The sequence below is a fragment of the Corynebacterium sp. BD556 genome, from assembly GCF_038452275.1.
GTDB classification, from domain to species: domain Bacteria; phylum Actinomycetota; class Actinomycetes; order Mycobacteriales; family Mycobacteriaceae; genus Corynebacterium; species Corynebacterium mayonis.
In genome coordinates, this window is sequence record NZ_CP141643.1 from 334,109 (window position 1) to 351,540 (window position 17,432).

The 17,432-nt window shown below is 57.3% G+C and carries 10 protein-coding genes, 1 tRNA gene and 4 pseudogenes; 8 read left to right on the plus strand and 7 right to left on the minus strand.

All coding sequences use genetic code 11. The annotated features are described in order from the left end of the window. Positions 1-54: 54 nt before the first annotated feature. Positions 55-1,299: an MFS transporter gene (locus VLL26_RS01605; protein WP_342319399.1), complete on the minus strand. Its 1,245-nt coding sequence runs from the start codon at positions 1,297-1,299 to the stop codon at positions 55-57. 75 nt (positions 1,300-1,374) lie between these two features. Between VLL26_RS01605 and VLL26_RS01610 the strand changes: the two genes are divergently transcribed. The 4 genes from VLL26_RS01610 (at position 1,375) to VLL26_RS01625 (ending at position 7,543) form a co-directional block, all read left to right on the plus strand. Beyond that, on the plus strand, positions 1,375-2,871 hold the full coding sequence (locus VLL26_RS01610; protein WP_342319400.1) for a multicopper oxidase family protein: 1,497 nt from the start codon (positions 1,375-1,377) through the stop codon (positions 2,869-2,871). A gap of 227 nt (positions 2,872-3,098) precedes the next feature. Further along, on the plus strand, positions 3,099-3,809 hold the full coding sequence (locus tag VLL26_RS01615; protein ID WP_342319401.1) for a TetR/AcrR family transcriptional regulator: 711 nt from the start codon (positions 3,099-3,101) through the stop codon (positions 3,807-3,809). Beyond that, a complete protein-coding gene (mfd, locus tag VLL26_RS01620; protein ID WP_342319402.1) occupies positions 3,806-7,420 on the plus strand; it encodes a transcription-repair coupling factor in 3,615 nt (1,204 codons plus the stop codon). The genes VLL26_RS01615 and mfd overlap by 4 nt, the downstream gene beginning before the upstream one ends. A 49-nt stretch (positions 7,421-7,469) precedes the next feature. After that, positions 7,470-7,543: transfer RNA gene (locus VLL26_RS01625), tRNA-Leu, on the plus strand. Positions 7,544-7,611: 68 nt separating this feature from the next. On the opposite strand, the pseudogene VLL26_RS01630 reads toward VLL26_RS01625, so the two are convergent. After that, positions 7,612-8,201, minus strand: a pseudogene (locus VLL26_RS01630) (IS481 family transposase); the annotation flags it as partial. Positions 8,202-8,484: 283 nt separating this feature from the next. Continuing rightward, positions 8,485-9,833, minus strand: a pseudogene (locus VLL26_RS01635) (IS256 family transposase). Between the two features lie 150 nt (positions 9,834-9,983). On the opposite strand from VLL26_RS01635, the gene VLL26_RS01640 reads away from it, so the two are divergent. Then, positions 9,984-10,889, plus strand: coding sequence for a hypothetical protein (locus tag VLL26_RS01640; RefSeq protein ID WP_342319403.1), 906 nt, complete (start codon positions 9,984-9,986; stop codon positions 10,887-10,889). 350 nt (positions 10,890-11,239) lie between these two features. Here VLL26_RS01640 and VLL26_RS01645 read toward each other — a convergent pair. Beyond that, positions 11,240-11,597: pseudogene (locus VLL26_RS01645) on the minus strand (transposase); the annotation flags it as partial. Positions 11,598-11,710: 113 nt separating this feature from the next. Here VLL26_RS01645 and VLL26_RS01650 point away from each other — a divergent pair. Continuing rightward, a pseudogene (locus VLL26_RS01650) lies at positions 11,711-12,949 on the plus strand (IS256 family transposase). A gap of 233 nt (positions 12,950-13,182) precedes the next feature. Continuing rightward, positions 13,183-13,818: a DUF3558 family protein gene (locus tag VLL26_RS01655; RefSeq protein WP_342319404.1), complete on the plus strand. Its 636-nt coding sequence runs from the start codon at positions 13,183-13,185 to the stop codon at positions 13,816-13,818. A gap of 86 nt (positions 13,819-13,904) precedes the next feature. Here VLL26_RS01655 and VLL26_RS01660 read toward each other — a convergent pair whose 3' ends face one another. The 3 genes from VLL26_RS01660 to VLL26_RS01670 all read right to left on the minus strand — a co-directional run bounded on the left by VLL26_RS01660 (position 13,905) and on the right by VLL26_RS01670 (position 17,041). Then, positions 13,905-15,254, minus strand: coding sequence for an IS256 family transposase (locus VLL26_RS01660; RefSeq protein WP_342319406.1), 1,350 nt, complete (start codon positions 15,252-15,254; stop codon positions 13,905-13,907). A gap of 61 nt (positions 15,255-15,315) precedes the next feature. After that, positions 15,316-16,556, minus strand: a protein-coding gene (locus VLL26_RS01665) for an IS3 family transposase (protein ID WP_342318167.1) whose coding sequence is annotated in 2 segments (ribosomal slippage) — positions 15,316-16,229 and positions 16,229-16,556 — 1,242 coding nt in all. Because the reading frame shifts where the segments join, the coding sequence is not laid out codon by codon here. Between the two features lie 278 nt (positions 16,557-16,834). Beyond that, positions 16,835-17,041: a hypothetical protein gene (locus tag VLL26_RS01670; RefSeq protein WP_342320218.1), complete on the minus strand. Its 207-nt coding sequence runs from the start codon at positions 17,039-17,041 to the stop codon at positions 16,835-16,837. On the opposite strand from VLL26_RS01670, the gene VLL26_RS01675 reads away from it, so the two are divergent. Next, the gene (locus VLL26_RS01675) at positions 17,003-17,275 is read left to right on the plus strand and encodes a transposase (protein ID WP_342319407.1); all 273 of its coding nucleotides are present in this window, start codon (positions 17,003-17,005) and stop codon (positions 17,273-17,275) included. The two genes, VLL26_RS01670 and VLL26_RS01675, sit on opposite strands and share 39 nt — an antisense overlap. The last annotated feature ends 157 nt before the right edge of the window (positions 17,276-17,432 follow it).

Here is a 17,432-nt window from a genome sequence, read left to right on the forward strand (position 1 = left end):
GTTCTGTTCGCAACAACAATGTGGTTAAAGCGACAATGAAAAACAGCATAACGCCTAGGCTCCACGCTGGGAGACCTCCTCAAGATCAGACGCGCACCACACACCAACTAGCCCCATCACCGCCAAGAAAACCAAGGTCACTGAGGGGCCAAAGAAAGACAGTGCCGAAGTCACCGCCCCCATGACCAAAAGCACCAAGCCCATGACGGTATTTGAAGCGCCCGTAATCATGGTGCGCCGCGTGCCTTCGGCCATGTCGACGAGGTAGGTTTTGCGCGATACGCGCACAGTCGTATGCGCGAGGTTGACGAGGAAGAAACCGAGCGGAATCACCCACGCGTTCACACTTGACGACGCCCACCGGGCACAGACCACCAACAAAAGCAAAACAACAGACGCTGCTGCCGCGCTGAAAGCCATCGTTGTCTTTGCGGACCTGTCGGACCACATACCGGAAACTCTGCCCCCCAAAAGCGCCGCACCGCCAGAAGCGATGACGAAAGCGCCGAGTCCCGTCAAGTCCTGCCCCTGCTGGTGTGCCAGCACAATGATGAAAGGCGTAGACAAGGAGGTCACCAACATGAGCGAGCGAACAACCAGGAACTTCTGCAGGGGTTTATCACCCCGGAGCAAATCAACTGTGGCGCGGAACCAACCCGTGTCCTTTTCCTCCACCTTGTGGCCACCCGCAGGCTCCTTAATACGGGCGAAGGTAGCAGCCGCCACAACCCACGTCGCCGCGCCGCCCGCGAGCAGGGCAACTACAACCCACCGCGGCAAATCATTCGGCAAAACCATCAACCCCAAGCCGATGGCCAAAGTGAACGCTCCAGACAATGCGGTGGCACGCCCGGTAATGAGCCCGCGCCTACCTTTGCTCACCGTGCGCCCCTGCACATCTTTTCCTGTGATCGAGCAGACAGCCCGGAACACAGACAAAACGGCGAGCAAAACAATGACCGTGAGGCCGAGCAAGGGGCCGTCGAAAAGCATCGCGGCCACCGCAATCCCCGCCGCAGCGGCAGCCTGACCGAGCGAACCAATCAACCACAGCTTCTTGCGCTGCGGTTTGGAACTGATCCACGGGCTCAAAGCAGCCTGCGGCAACATGGAACCGGATTCGCGGATAGGAACGAGCATGGCGGTAAAAGCCGGGGGCACTCCGGCGGAGGTGAAAAGCCACGGCAAAACCGTCTTAGAGGCGACGATCTGGTCGCCGATGCCTTGCAAGCCATTGGACCAGATAAAGCGGCGGGCGTTAGCTTCCTCATGCTGTGGAGGTTTATTGGCGTCCGTCATGGGAGAAAATAGTAGGGTCAAGAAAGAAGGTACCCGCAGCTAAGCCAAGGCTAAGCCGGATCTGGAGGTTGGAACGTGAGTCTTACGCGCCGGACATTTTTCAAAGGGATGCTGATCGCCACAGCGGCAGCGGTGGCGGCCTGCACACCAAATCACGGACCAATCCCTGGGCAGGCAACCCCCGCGGGTGCTGACGCAGAACCCCGCGAACTGCCAATCCCACCGCTCTACGAAGGTGAGCTTCGCGGCGATACCCGAGTTTTTAAGCTGACCGCGCAGAGCGGCCAGTTCGAAATTGTTCCCGGACAGAAAACCAAAACCTGGGGATTTAACGGCGCATGGCTTGGTCCGACGCTCTACATGCGCCGCGGCGAAAAAATCGACATGACGGTACACAACGAGCTCGACGAGCCAACCGTAGTGCATTGGCACGGCCTCCATCTGCCGGCCGCCGCCGACGGCGGCCCCGCCCTCGTATTCGACCCCGGGCAGAGCTGGAACCCAACGTGGAGGGTGGAACAAGCAGCGGCAACCTGTTGGTACCATCCCCATCCGCACGGCGTTTCCGCGCTCCACGCCTACCGGGGACTCGCCGGAGGCATCATCGTCGCCGACGAAGCCTCCGACGCCACCGCGCTGCCAAAAAACTACGGCGTCAACGACATCCCCGTCATCATCACCGACGCAAAATTCACCAGCGGCCAACTCGACGAAACAATCGACCCCACCTACGGACTGCTTGGCACCACCCCACTTATCAACGGCATCACCAAACCTTACTTCCAGGCAGAAGAAGGCCAAGTCCGCTTCCGCCTAGTCAACGGCGCCACCATGCGCTTTCACCATCTCTCCTTTGGTGTTCCGATGCAGGTGGTTGCCACCGACCAAGGACTACTGGAAGAACCCGTAGAGGCAGACGCCATCCTGCTCAGCCCAGGCGAGCGAGCCGAAATCATCCTGAACCTGGAGAAGGACAAAACCTACACGCTGCGCTCCATCGGCGTGGCCGACAACGGCGGACTAGAAAAGGGCGCAACCGCTGATGGATTCGGCTTGCGTGAGCGCTTCGACCTGCTTGAAGTTCGAGGGCCAGCGGGAGAGGTCAAAGAGCCAGTTCAACTAGGAAAACTCGTCGAGGTTGATAATCTCGACCCGGCGGGAGCCGTCGAGCGCGAGTTCCGACTCAACGGCTTCCAGATCAATGAGCAAACAATGGACATGGATCGAGTTGACTTCATCGTCGAGCGAAACTCCCCAGAAATCTGGTCCATCACCAACGAAAACCCCGACTGGCCGCACAACTTCCACATCCACAACGCCCGCTTCCAAGTCATGGAAGTCCACAACGGCAACATTGAATTCACCCAAGGCTGGCACGACACCATCAACGTGCCACCACTTTCCACAGTCAAACTCCTCGTAGACATCGGCTGGTATCCTGACCCGACACTGGCATACATGTACCACTGCCACATGCTCTTTCACGAAGACCAAGGAATGATGGGGCAGTTTGTGGTGGCTGCACCCGGCGACGAAGTCAACCTCAAGTTCGCGGGTGAGCACTCACACTAAGGTGGAAGTTATGTAAAAGGGGTGCGAAGAAACCCCCAGCTACCAGGCCCAAAACTCCCACCAACTGCAAGAAAAAGCTTCCCCACCAGGACTCGAACCTAGAATGACGGTACCAAAAACCGTAGTGTTGCCAATTACACCATGGGGAAAGACGGGTTTCATTGTAGCGGAGTCGCCCGTAAAGCCTAATCGCCAGGTCTGGCGTGTGTTTCCGTAAGGTGGAAGGCATGGCTCGACAGCGTATGACTGGTGCCCAACGCAGGGCTCAGCTAATTAAAATTGGTCGCGCGGCTTTTGCTGAGCGCGGCCTTGACGGTGTGTCTGTGGAGGAGATCGCGGCTCGGGCCGGTGTGTCCAAACCTGTCGTTTATGAGCATTTCGGGGGCAAGGATGGGCTATACAAGGCGATTGTTGAGGAGGACACCGCCGAGCTTGAGGTGATGATCCTCGAAGCGATCGCCCATGGGCGGTGGCGCGAGCGCATTGAGGGGGCTATTGTTGCGGTGCTGACGTTTGTGGAGGAAAACACCGACGGTTTTATTCTCCTTGTTCACGGTCAGGTGCCAGGGCAGGAGCGGACGTTTTCGACGATGTTGAATAAGTCGATCGCTCAAGTGTCTCGCTTTTTGGGCGTGGCTTTTAAGCACCGTGGGTTAGATCCGACGATTGCTCCGTTGTATGCGCAGGCGATTGTGGGTACCGCCTCCAATACGGCACTGTGGTGGTTGGATGAGCGTTCACCGGACAAGTTTGCAGTGGCCGCTCACATTTCTAACCTTGCTTGGAACGGGTTGAGCGGGATGGAGGCTGCCCCGAAGATTGATCCGGAGCGTCCGGAGCCGTCTGGGAACCCGTGGCACGTGCCGGATGTTTTTGCGGAGACGCAACAGCGGGAAGATAGTGAACACATACAGTCCAATTCAACGGAGGATGAATGACTGAGACCATTCCCATGCTCAGCGGTCTTTTGGCTGCTGCGCTTAAGGATCCGAAGCTGCAGGGGCTGGTCAACAACGTGGGGGAGGGATCCCTTCACATTACGGGTATCGACCAGGTGCGCAGTTGGGCTGCGGCGGCGCTTGCCCGCGAGAGGTCAGTGCTGTTGGTGACTGCCACCAGTCATGAGGCTGAGGATCTCACTGCGGAGTTAAAGGCTCTGATTGGGTCGGAGAATGTGGCCCAGTTGCCTTCGCTGGAGACGTTGCCGCATGAAAGGTTGTCGCCGGCTGCGGATGTCGTCGGCAAGCGTGCGAAGGTTTTGTGGGAGATGCCGCGCGTGATCGTTGCTGCGGCTCGTGCGGCGTGCCAGCCGGTGTTGCCGCCGGTGAAGCCGGTGAGCATTAAGGTTGATGGGGAGTACGACTTTGAGGAGTTGAGTCGCAGCGCGGTCGATTTAGCTTACAAGCATGTGGATATGGTTGCGCAGCGTGGTGAGTTCGCTACGCGCGGCGGGATCATCGACATCTTTCCGACGACTTTCGCTCACCCTGTCCGCCTCGAGTTTTGGGGCGATGAGGTCACCGACATGCGCACGTTCGCGGTGGCTGACCAGCGCACCATCGCTGATATTGAACGCGTCGATTTGTATCCGGCTCGGCAGTTGCTTATCGACGACGCCGTCGCAGCCCGAGCCAAGCAACTGCTTGAGAATTACCCAGCGAATCCGACACTGGTGCAGATGCTTACCCGCATTTCGGAAAAGACCTACGTTGATGGGATGGAGGCGCTCATCCCAGCGCTGACAGATCAGCCTTTCGCGGCGGTGCCGGAGCTACTTGACAAAGGTTCGATTGTGCTGGTGACTTCCCCGGAAAAGGTGCGCTCACGCATCAAGGATCTGGAAAACACCGACCGGGAGTTTTTGGAGGCGGGATGGGAAGCCGCCGCAATGGGCGCGGCAGGCCCGGTGGCGGTGGAAGGACTTGATGTCTCGGCAAGTTCCTACCGTTCGTACGAGTCCTTGCAGGCCTCCGCCCGTCAAGCAGGCAATGCTTGGTGGACTTTCGCGCCACCAGGTATGTTCAGCGCTGACGACTCGGAGACTTTGCCGTTGGAGTTTGAGGCCGCGCCGGCACCGAAGGGCGACACGAAAGCGATTGAGCAGCTCTACGCCACGTTGAAGCTCCATGTTATGACCAACGGAGCGTCGGCGGCGTTTATCGCCCCAGGCAAGGGCACCGTTGAGCGCATGGCGGAGCGTCTGCGCGAGCACGGCATCTCGGCGCGTCTCGCCTCCGCAGGGATGGAGCCAGTTGAAGGGGCGGTGACTCTTTATCAGGCGCTGTCGCACGCGGGGGTGGTTTTTCCGCATCCGAACCTGGTTGTGGTCACAGAGACGGATATAACCGGCAACCGAGTAGGTGACCTGTCCAACGCGAAACGCCGCGCCCCGCGCCGCCGCAATCGTGTGGATCCACTTGCTCTGAAACCAGGTGATTTCGTGGTGCATGACACGCACGGCATCGGCAAGTTCGTGAAAATGGCGGAGCGCACCGTTAAAGCTGGTGACGAGGACTCGCGCCGAGAATACATCGTGTTGGAATACCAGCCGGCCAAGCGTGGACAACCGAACGACCAACTGTGGGTGCCCATGGAGTCGCTTGATCTTTTGAGTAGATATTCGGGCGGGGAACAGCCGTCGTTAAGCAAAATGGGCGGATCAGACTGGAAGAAAACGAAAAGCAAAGCGCGCGCCGCCGTCCGCGAGATCGCAGGCGAGCTGATCGAGCTCTACGCCAAACGCCAAGCCGCGCCCGGCCACGCTTTCGCCCCCGATACTGCCTGGCAGCAAGAAATGGAGGACGCTTTCCCTTTCGTCGAGACGGAAGACCAGCTCACAGCCATTGAGGCCGTCAAGGAGGACATGGAAAAGCCCACGCCCATGGACCGCGTAATCGTCGGCGATGTGGGCTTCGGCAAAACCGAGGTGGCGGTCCGCGCCGCGTTCAAGGCGGTACAGGATGGCAAACAGGTGGCGGTGCTCGTACCCACTACGCTGCTTGCCCAACAGCACTTCTCCACCTTCAACCAACGCATGGAAGGCTTCGGAGTCACCGTGCGGGAGTTGTCGCGTTTTAGCAGCACGAAAGAGTCGAAGGAGATCTTCGCCGGGCTTGCCGACGGCTCCGTTGACGTCGTCATCGGCACCCACCGCTTGCTGCAAACCGGTGTGCATTGGAAAAACCTCGGGTTGATCGTAGTAGATGAGGAGCAGCGCTTCGGCGTGGAGCACAAAGAGCACATCAAGGCGTTGAAATCGCATGTCGATGTTCTCACGATGACCGCCACTCCCATCCCGCGCACCCTTGAGATGTCACTGACCGGTATCCGCGAGATGACCTCAATTACCACCCCGCCGGAGGACCGCCACCCAGTTCTTACCTACGTGGGCCCGCAGGAGGACAAACAAATCGCGGCAGCGATTCGCCGCGAGCTGCTTCGCGACGGCCAAATTTTCTACATCCACAACAGAGTCTCCGACATCGAAAAAACCGCTCGCCAACTGCGCGAACTCGTGGCGGAGGCGCGGGTGGTGGTCGCCCACGGCCAAATGTCGGAGCAGGTCCTCGAACAGACCGTACAGGGTTTCTGGAACCGTGAATACGACGTGTTGGTGTGCACCACGATCGTGGAAACTGGCCTCGATATCGCCAACGCCAATACCCTAATTGTGGAAAACGCCCAGAACATGGGCTTGAGTCAGTTGCACCAGCTACGCGGCCGCGTGGGACGCTCCCGAGAACGCGCCTACGCGTACTTTCTCTACCCAAAGGACAAAACGCTCACCGAGACCTCCTACGACCGCCTGGCCACCATCGCCCAAAACAACGAGCTGGGCTCAGGCATCGCCGTGGCACAAAAAGACCTGGAGATGCGCGGCGCCGGAAACGTGCTCGGTGCACAACAGTCCGGCCACATCGCCGGAGTCGGTTTCGACATGTATGTTCGCTTGGTAGGTGAGGCTGTAGAGACCTTCAAATCGATGATGACAGGGCAGCCCCTCGACGCCACCGACAAAGGACCGAAGGAAATCCGCATCGATTTGCCTGTCGACGCCCACATTCCCGAAACCTACATCAACTCAGAACGTCTCCGCCTCGAGGTCTACCGCAAACTCGCCGAGGCGCGTGACGACGCTGCCCTCAGCAAAGTCAAGGAGGAAATGACCGACCGTTTCGGACCGCTTCCCACCCCAGTGGACTACCTCATGGCGGTGGCTCGCCTGCGCCACCAGGCCCGCAAAGCCGGGGTGGCGAACATTTTGGTTCAGGGAACCCGCATCAAGTTTCAGCCTGTTGAGCTTCCCGACTCCAAACAGGTCCGCCTCAAACGCCTTTACCCGGGGGCGAACTTCCGCGCCGCCGCCAAGGCTGTGCAAATTCCTTTCCCGCGGGTGGACAAAGGTGTCAACCAGCCCACGCTTCGTGACGTCGACCTGCTTCAATGGGTCGCCGACTTCCTTTCCGACATGTTCGACGTGGAGAAAACTTCCGTAACCGGGGTGGCACCAGGCGAAGAAAAGAAAAAAGTGTTCAGCCTCAGCGAGTAGCAACCCGATTACCTCACAGCACCCGGATGGCCTTAAACTATCTGGGAACGCCCCTATAGCCCAATCGGCAGAGGCAGTCGACTTAAAATCGACCCAGTGTGGGTTCGAGTCCCACTGGGGGCACGGTGTGAAGTCTCGAGACGTAGTTCCGGTTATGTCTCGGGGCTTCTTTTGTTTTTGTTGCCCGGGGTTGGGTTGAGTTTGTTGTCTTTTTGGTTGTAGGAGATCTTGTCGGGGGTCGTTGTGTAGCGGGCGATGCGGTGCCCCGCAGTGTGGTTTTGAAGGCTTTTGTGGTGACGGTTGCGTTGCAAAACGCTGTGCATGCCAGGACGTCGCGTGAGTGGTCGTCGAAAATAGTGAGGAGGGCTCCGCGTCGGTGGCCGGCGATGATCCAGTTGCTGTAATTCTTTTGGCATGTTTCGTTGAGTAAGTCAGCTTGGAATCAGATCCATGAGCTGCGGGGACGCTTGTGTGGCAGGGAGGTGACGTGGCCGTAGTTTGTGAGGATGCGGTGAATTGTTGCTGGCGCAGGGAGCGGATCGCTGTGTTCTTGTTCGAAGTGCCAGCGGATCGTGTGGGTGGTTGGTGAGTTTTCGGCGTAGCTGGAGTATGCGCTCGACGACGTGTGCACTGGTGGCGCGTGGGTTTGTGTGGGGGTCAGTGTTTGCAGCCCGCCGTGTGCGTAGCGTGTTGTGACGCAGCAGTGTTTGGCTGTTTCGGCTTGGGGCATGCCGGTGGCGAGCATGGTTTCAATGATGACTATCGGCGCTGGTTTCTCGATTCGTTCAGTATGGAGGAACAATGTCGCGAGACATCAGTTTCCACGGGTGTGGGACACCCGCGTTTTAAGGGTGGGGCAGCCAGAAGTCCGGCGGAACGATGTGACGAAACCCAGTATCCCTTTGGTGTGGTTGATGGTGCCAGATGGGGTTGGTTGTCGGGCTGGGAGGCGTCGATAAGCAGCATGAGTCTGGCTACTTTGAGGCAGGGGGTGGTGCTTTTGATTCGCGGCTTTTGAAGACGGACGTGGAGAGTGTCCGATAGTTTGTGTGCGGGGGTTTGGTTTACAAGTACTCCGCGAATCGGTTGGGGTATGCCACAGCTAGTTGGTTGATGGCTTGCTTCCAGCCATTGGCCTTTGCTCCTTCAACATACCCGTTGCACTCAACGGCGCGCTTGGCTTGCTTCGCGCGTTTGGCAGCGCGTTTGTCTTCGATGTTGCAAATCATCAGCCAAAGCGTCTTCACAGCCGCTGTATCGTTCGGGAACTGGCCCCGATTCCGGGTAGCTTTGCGCAGCTCAGCGTTAAGTGACTCGATCGAATTTGTGGTGTATAACACCTTGCGCGCTGCTGGCGGGAACTGCAAAAACGGCACGAACCGTTCCCACGCATCACGCCACACCTTCACCGACTGCGGGTATTTCTGGCCAAGCTCAGAGGTTTCGAACGCATCTAAGCTGGCACGGGCGGTATCTTCGTTTGCGGCCGTGTAGATCGCACGTAACGCGCTGGAGACAGCTTTTCGGTCCTGATAGGACACCCACCGGTTCGCCGCCCGGATCAGGTGCACGATGCAGGTCTGCACCATCGAATTCGGCCAGGTCGCCTCCACGGCTTCCGCTAAGCCTTTAAGCCCATCACAGCAGACGATGAAGACATCCTGGACGCCACGGTTGGCCAGATCTGCGCACACCGATGCCCACAAGGCGGCGCCTTCATTATCAGCAATCCACAAGCCCAGGATGCGCTTGATACCGTCGATGTCGATGCCCACCGCCATGTAGCACGCCTTGTTGACTACACGGTGGCCATCGCGGATCTTCACGCGTAGCGCATCAAGGAAGATTACTGGGTAAAACTCGTCGAGCTGACGGTTCTGCCAGATCATGACCTCGTCTAAGACTGCATCGGTAATGGTGCTGATCGTATCCGGGCTCATATCCACCCCCAGGGTGGACCCAAGATGGTGCTGAATATCACGCACTGTCATCCCACCGGCGTACAGCGAGATGATCATGTCATCGAGCTCTGTCAGCCGGCGTGCGCTATTGGGCACCATCTGGGCGTAAACGTGCCGCAACGATCCCTGGGTACAGTTACTTCCAACGTGCCGTAACCAGAGTTGACCGTCTTGGTGTACGACCCGTTGCGGTGGTTACCACCCTGTGTTGGTTCAACCTGGGCCTTCATCTTCCGGTCGGAATGACGGTAGCCCAAATGGGCATCCATTTCCGCCTGCAGACCAGCGTTAATCGACGCCTGCAACAGACCTTTGACCAGGTCACTGGCGTCACCGGTGGACGTCGACAACTCGCCAATCAGCTTGGCGAGCTCAGGATTTTCCATCAGCTTCTCGCTGATCTCGTTGACCTTGTCCTGGTCATGGTTTTTCTTCGTTGTCACCGTTGTCATTATCGGTGAAACTCCTTCTGTATCAGAGCCTCACACACAAACTTCCTGACACCCTCCGGACGTGCAGTAGGTTTGTGCCCTTTCACATCCCAGTGCCCGCCCCTCCGGAGTTTAGAGACAAAAATTGTGATCGAAGTGTTAGTATAAATTATGGGATTTTTTAGAAGAAAGAACGCAAAGTCAAAACCCGTTCCGAATCGTGATGAGATGATCCAACTCGCAGTTGGATATCTAACCAAGGCTTTTCAGGCAGAAGGCATACCGGCCGAGCAGGTGCTAACAGAAAACGGTCATTGTCTACAGATTAACGACGGCAGTCTTGTAAGTCTGGAGAACCTCGCAGACCAAATGCAACAAGTTCCTTCAGACGAATGGGAAAGCCTGTTCGGGCAGTGGTTCCAGTTTGTAATGGACGCTACGCGAAAGCAAGACCCTTCAGATCTTGACCCTGAATCTTTGGCTTCAATGATTCGCAGCCGGATTGTTTCGACTAACGGTCGCGAATACCAGCAGTACGCACGTCCGGTGGCTGAGGGTCTAGCCGAAGTGTTGTGCTTGGACTACCCGCAACATGTTGCGTTCGTTAGCGATGATTCGCTCGGTGAACTCCAACTGCCGGCCGACGAGCTTTTCAATCTTGGCCGTCGTAACACGGAAAATGATCCAGTCGATGAGATCGTAGAGCACGAAGGTGTCCTGATCGTATCCGGCGAGACCGCCTTCACATCTTCGAAGATTTCGAATATGTCGGCCCTCGCCTCTCAGGTTGGAATTGAGGCTCCGGATGGACTGCTATTTGGTCTTTTAGATAAGTCGGTGCTTGTCCTCAAAGCTCCCACGGGCGCCGAAGACCTTTATAACGTCATGAATGTCATGCGTAGTCTTTCTCTAAGCCTCGATGTCGCCCCGATCAGTCCCGAGATTTACTACTGGTCTTCCGACGGTTCGATTGAACTGGCGAGTCAGACCATACCTTCGGAAAGCGGTAACCCCAACGAGGATACGGTTCAGCTCATGCCGGGCGAAGAATTCACCAGGCGGTTTATGCAAGAGTAACTCCGACTTCAGCATCAAATCTCAGCATCAAAACTGAGAAAACCCGAAGTCAAATCCAGATCCACTCCTAGCGCTGCTCGACGCCCGTCGCCTCGACCAAACGCGCGAAGGCGCTGCCGCAGCCGGGCAAGATCCCAGTTGAGCCTTTCGGTAGGGTGGTGTGACCACATCATCATCCACTCCGCGGGGCGTGGGTAGAAATCAAACATTGCGTTGAGGGATCTCTTCAGATGAGTGCGCGACGTGCGCGAACCTCTAGGGGACTTTCACCACAGGCTGTGAGTGGACGCGAAAAGCGAAGACCCACCGCGCGCGTTGAACTGACCCCCGAGAGTTGGATTGGGTTAGTTCTATGCGGCTTGGGGTTTAAGGGCCTGGTTCCGGTATTGCATCGGAGTCAGGCCCTTGAGTCGTTGCTGGAACTTTTCGGTGTTGTACCAGTTGATGTAGTCGTTGATTGCGCCGGTGAGCTCTTCGACGGTGGCGAAGCTTTCGCCGTGGTACATCTCGGCTTTCAAGTGGCCGAAGAAGTTCTCGATGACGGCGTTGTCCCAACAGTTACCCTTTGCGCGACATGGATTGGGTGCCAGCGTTGTCGCTGATCAGTTTGCGCCACGTCGTATGTTGACACTGGAATCCTTGGTCGGTGTGCATCATCCATCCCGGCTCAGGCGTGCAGGCAGAAATCACATCGGTTCTGATGCTCCGTTAGCGTGGTGTATCTGTGACTGCCGGTGCGGGGCCTTATGAATGTGTGAGGCGGCCGGCGCAGAGCCTTTCGAATCAACTCCTACCTATCCTCGAATGGAAAGCATCCGCGAGTGGGCACTGCACCCAATCATCTTGACCCGACCGCCTACCTTGATGATCTACTCGCCCACACCTTTCCGGATCTGGTGCGCCAGATGTTGCAGGACTTCATCAATTAGGTCCTTGTCGGCCGAGGCAGGCAGTGTCTGCGGGGCGGGTTCGCCACCGGCAGTGATACCCGCACCAACCACCGCAACGGCTACCTCCCCCGCGACTTGGACACTTGCGTGGGCACCATCTGCCTAGACATCCCGAAGCTTCGCCACGGCTCGTTCTTTCCTTCACTGGTTGTTGCAGCGCCGCTTACGAGCAGAACGCGCCCTGGCTACCGTTGTAGCGACCTGCTACCTCAAGGGGCTCTCCACTCGCCGCATGAACGACCTTGTCACCTGCGGGATCACCAACCTGTCGACATCGCACGTGTCTGACATGGCCAAAAACTCGACATAATGGTCAAAGACTTCCGCACCCGCCCATTGGACACCAGCCCCTGACTCTATGTTTCCTGTGACGCGCTGACCATAAAGGTGCGTAAAGATGGGCGCGTCGTTAAAACCAGCGTGCTGCTTGACACCGGGGTTAGCGCCGACGGCTACCGGGAGTTGCTTGGCATGCAGGTCGCCACCGCGGAATCGGCCGCGTCGTGGACCGGGTTCTTCCGCGACCTGAAAGCCCAGGGCCTGGATCAGGTGTACCTAGTCACCAGAAACGCCCACCAGGGCATCCAAACCGCTGTGGGGGCCTGCCTGCCGCAGGCCAGCTGGCAACGGTGCCGCATCCATTTCGCGCAGAACCTCCTCATCGATGGTGCCGACAACCCAAGTGGCCGACATTGTCGACGATGTTTCAGACGATCTTCCAGCAACCCGACGCTAACAACGTACGCCACCAGGCCCGGGATGTCGTCGAGTTCTGCCAGCAGAAATTCCCCCATGTGGCCGACTACCTGGAGGAATCCTAAGACGACCTGCTGGCGTTTACGAATGTGCCGAAAGCGGTGTGGACGAAGGTGTGGTCAAACAACCCCACCGAAAGGTTCAACCGGGAGATCAGACGCCGCACCGACGTCGTTGGGATCTTTCCAACCGCGATGCCGTCGTCAGGCTGGTCGGGGCGGTACTCGCCGAGCAGAACGAGTGAGAAGGATCCAGCAGAAACGCTACATGTCGCTAACCAGCCTGGAACAGACCGAAACGATGATGACAGCCACCGTCATTGATGCCGGCGACTCCACTCAGGAGGCTGCATGAGTCCACGCCAGCACCGAGCTCGTGACGGTCCCTCACACCGTCATCCTGCTTGTTCACATCGGAAGACAGATACATCACCACCCAGGACTTGCTCCACCTGTTCTGGCGTATCTTGTCCAGATTGCTAAGGTGCGCTCCAGATTCTCCCATCTCCTTAAGCGCAGCAAACCCCGGGTCATGGCCTAAGTCGGTTTCACAGATTGAGTTGAGAAGTTGCGAAAGCTTCGGAGTGCATGGATGATCGGGGAAAGCAGCTATTTGTTTTCCGGGGGTTGATAATGCGCGGTTTTGTCGTTGTGTTGCTCGGGGTCGTGCTCGGGCTTGCCGGGTGTGGTGGGGTTCGACAGGAGCAGCCGGTGGATAGTTCTGTGGTTCCGGTTACGCAATCACAGGTGGAGGAGGCACCGGCTGCTTTCCATTTTCATAGTGGTGATTTGGTGTTGGGGGAATTTGACCCGACTACGGCGGGGGACAATGTTTTCAACCCATGCACTGAGATCTCTAAGGAGGAGTTCGCGTCACTGGGTTTGGTGGTGGGAGAGCCGGTTGAGTCTCCTGAATCTCAATATGTTGGCTGCGGAATAGTTACGCAAAACGACCTCGTGGACACGGGATTTATAACTAGCGCCGTCAAAACGAAGATCGCTGAGGAGAGAACTCCACGTCCCTTGGTTGATGAGTCTGCGATTATCCCTAACTCCTATGAGATTCCACTTTCAGAATGGGATTTCGTGTGTTTTTTTGGGGTGGAAACAACGAGGGGAACGTTGATGGCTTCTGCGGTAGCTTGGGACACGCAACTTTCCTATCAGGAGGTGTGTGCAATAGCGCGGCACAACCTTGAGCTTTTGTATTCCTTGGGTCGGTGAGGTTTCGTTGCTGGGTGTCACTTAAGTGACACAAACTTTGCTGCGCGATGGGAGAGTGTCCGATAGTTTGTGTGCGGGGGTTTGGTTTACAAGTACTCCGCGAATCGGTTGGGGTATGCCACAGCTAGTTGGTTGATGGCTTGCTTCCAGCCATTGGCCTTTGCTCCTTCAACATACCCGTTGCACTCAACGGCGCGCTTGGCTTGCTTCGCGCGTTTGGCAGCGCGTTTGTCTTCGATGTTGCAAATCATCAGCCAAAGCGTCTTCACAGCCGCTGTATCGTTCGGGAACTGGCCCCGATTCCGGGTAGCTTTGCGCAGCTCAGCGTTAAGTGACTCGATCGAATTCGTGGTGTACAACACCTTGCGCGCTGCTGGCGGGAACTGCAAAAACGGCACGAACCGTTCCCACGCATCACGCCACACCTTCACCGACTGCGGGTATTTCTGGCCAAGCTCAGAGGTTTCGAACGCATCTAAGCTGGCACGGGCGGTATCTTCGTTTGCGGCCGTGTAGATCGCACGTAACGCGCTGGAGACAGCTTTTCGGTCCTGATAGGACACCCACCGGTTCGCCGCCCGGATCAGGTGCACGATGCAGGTCTGCACCATCGAATTCGGCCAGGTCGCCTCCACGGCTTCCGCTAAGCCTTTAAGCCCATCACAGCAGACGATGAAGACATCCTGGACGCCACGGTTGGCCAGATCTGCGCACACCGATGCCCACAAGGCGGCGCCTTCATTATCAGCAATCCACAAGCCCAGGATGCGCTTGATACCGTCGATGTCGATGCCCACCGCCATGTAGCACGCCTTGTTGACTACACGGTGGCCATCGCGGATCTTCACGCGTAGCGCATCAAGGAAGATTACTGGGTAAAACTCGTCGAGCTGACGGTTCTGCCAGATCATGACCTCGTCTAAGACTGCATCGGTAATGGTGCTGATCGTATCCGGGCTCATATCCACCCCCAGGGTGGACCCAAGATGGTGCTGAATATCACGCACTGTCATCCCACCGGCGTACAGCGAGATGATTATGTCATCGAGCTCTGTCAGCCGGCGTGCGCTATTGGGCACCATCTGGGGCGTAAACGTGCCGCAACGATCCCTGGGTACAGTTACTTCCAACGTGCCGTAACCAGAGTTAACCGTCTTGGTGTACGACCCGTTGCGGTGGTTACCACCCTGTGTTGGTTCAACCTGGGCCTTCATCTTCCGGTCGGAATGACGGTAGCCCAAATGGGCATCCATTTCCGCCTGCAGACCAGCGTTAATCGACGCCTGCAACAGACCTTTGACCAGGTCACTGGCGTCACCGGTGGACGTCGACAACTCGCCAATCAGCTTGGCGAGCTCAGGATTTTCCATCAGCTTCTCGCTGATCTCGTTGACCTTGTCCTGGTCATGGTTTTTCTTCGTTGTCACCGTTGTCATTATCGGTGAAACTCCTTCTGTATCAGAGCGGGTCTGAACCCCGGAAAGTGGACACGGAGTTTTAATCAGATGCGGTTTTGAGTATAGCTGTTTCGGAAGATTCAAAGGCGTTCGGCGAACGATAGCCGCACCTCGAGTGCAGGCGTTTGGTGTTGTAGCGACTGCACCATTGGAACACGTCCCGGCGACACACCAGCTGACTGGCGAAAACAGGTGCATCTTGAAGGACTTCCCGTTTCAACGTGGCGTTGAACGACTCCGCCAGAGAATTATCCGCGCTGGTACCAATTGCTCCCATCGATTGGGTAACACCGAGACGTTCACATAGTCTTCGGTACCGATCAGAGGTGTATACACTGCCATGATCGGAGTGGAAAATCGCTCCGTCAAGCCCGCCACGGATCCCGTAAGCCATCATCAAAGCCTCTTCAACTAACTCCGTACGCATGTGGACGGCGATCGCGAAACCGGTCAACTGCCGCGAGTAGCAGTCGATGACCGTCGCCAGGTACATATTCGACCCATCTGCAATCGGGAGGTAGGTGATATCGCCGACGTAGACCGTGTTTGGTTTCTCCGCGGTGAAACGGCGTGCGAGCAGATCCGGAAACGTCGGAGCGCGTTTCGCAGACACCGTGGTCTTTACGCGGCGTTTCTTGGTGTAGCCGAACAATTCCATCTGGCGCATCAGCCTGGCGGTGCGCTTGTGATTGAGGCGATCATCGCTGGTCGGATCCGAGTTGATGGCCGCTGTGATGCGTTTCGCCCCGTAACAGCCGTTCTCAGCTGTGAACACGGCCTTGATCCTCGCTCCCAGCGCCGCGTCAGCGACGAGGCGTCGCCGGCGGGCAGGAGCAGCAGATTTCCACTTGTAGTAGGAGGACCGGTTGATCTTCAGGACCTCACATAACCGCTTGACCTCGTAGAAGTCTCGGTGGTCATCAACGAACTGAAAGCGGTTCACCAGTTCGTCTCTTCCGCGAAATATTTGGCCGCCTTGCGCAGGATCTCTCGTTCTTCCCGTAGCGTGGCGTTTTCGCGTTCCAGCATGCGGATGCGTTCGGCATCGGAGAGTCCTTGAGCAGGAGTACGTTCGCTGTTGGCTGCGGCGATCGGGCTGGCGACTTTTTCACCGTTGGCGTTGGTTTTGGTGCCGGTGCCGAAGGCGTCGAGCCAGGTGCGCAGGGAGTTGCGGTTGACCCCGAGATCGGAGGCGATCGCGTTGATCGTGGCTCCAGGGGTCGACTCGTACAACGTCACTGCGTCACGCTTGAACTGCTCGGTGTAGGTCTTGCGTGGCATGGTGGAAAGGTACCTCACTTCCCCAGCGAAATGCTGGTTTCAGCGTGTCCACCACCAAGGGGTCAGGTCCAGCCTCACACACAAACTTCCTGACACCCTCCGCGATGGTCTTGCGGCCTTTAGCGTGGTGTATCTGTGACTGCCGGTGAGGGGTCTTAAGAATGTGTGAGGTGGCCAGCGCAGTACCTTTCGAATCAACTCGTACCTATCCTCGAAAGGAGTAACCGCGAATGGGCGCTGCACCCAATCATATCGACCCGACCGCCTACCTTGATGATCTACTCGCCCATACCTTTCCGGATCTGGTGCGTTAGATGCTGCAGGACTTCATCAATTAGGTCCTTGGCGGACGGGGCAGACAGTGTCTGCGGGGCGGGTTCGCCACCGGCAGTGATACCCGCACCAACCACCGCAACGGCTACCTCCCCCGCGACTTGGACACTTGCGTGGGCACCATCGATGTGAAAATCCCGAAGCTTCGCCACGGCTCGTTCTTCCCTTCACTGGCTTTTGCAGCGCCGCTTTCGAGCAAAACGCTCCCTCACCACCGTTGTAGCGAAGTGCTACCTCAAGGGGCTCCCACCTGCCGCATGAACGACCTTGTCATCTGCGGGATCACCAACCTGTCGACATCGCAGGTGTCCGACATGGCCAAAGACTTCCGTACCCGCCCGTTAGACACAAGCCAGGTGCTTATTGCGTCTCGTGCAATGCGCTGACAGTAAAAGTGCGTAAAGGTCAGTGCGTGATCACAACCAGCGTGTTGCCCGCCACCAGGGAATCTACCGCGTCGTGGACTGGGTTATCTGCGATCTGCTTGCCGGCTGTGTGAACGGGGTATTGCTGTTGACCATTTGTCAGCGCTCTTTGAAAAGT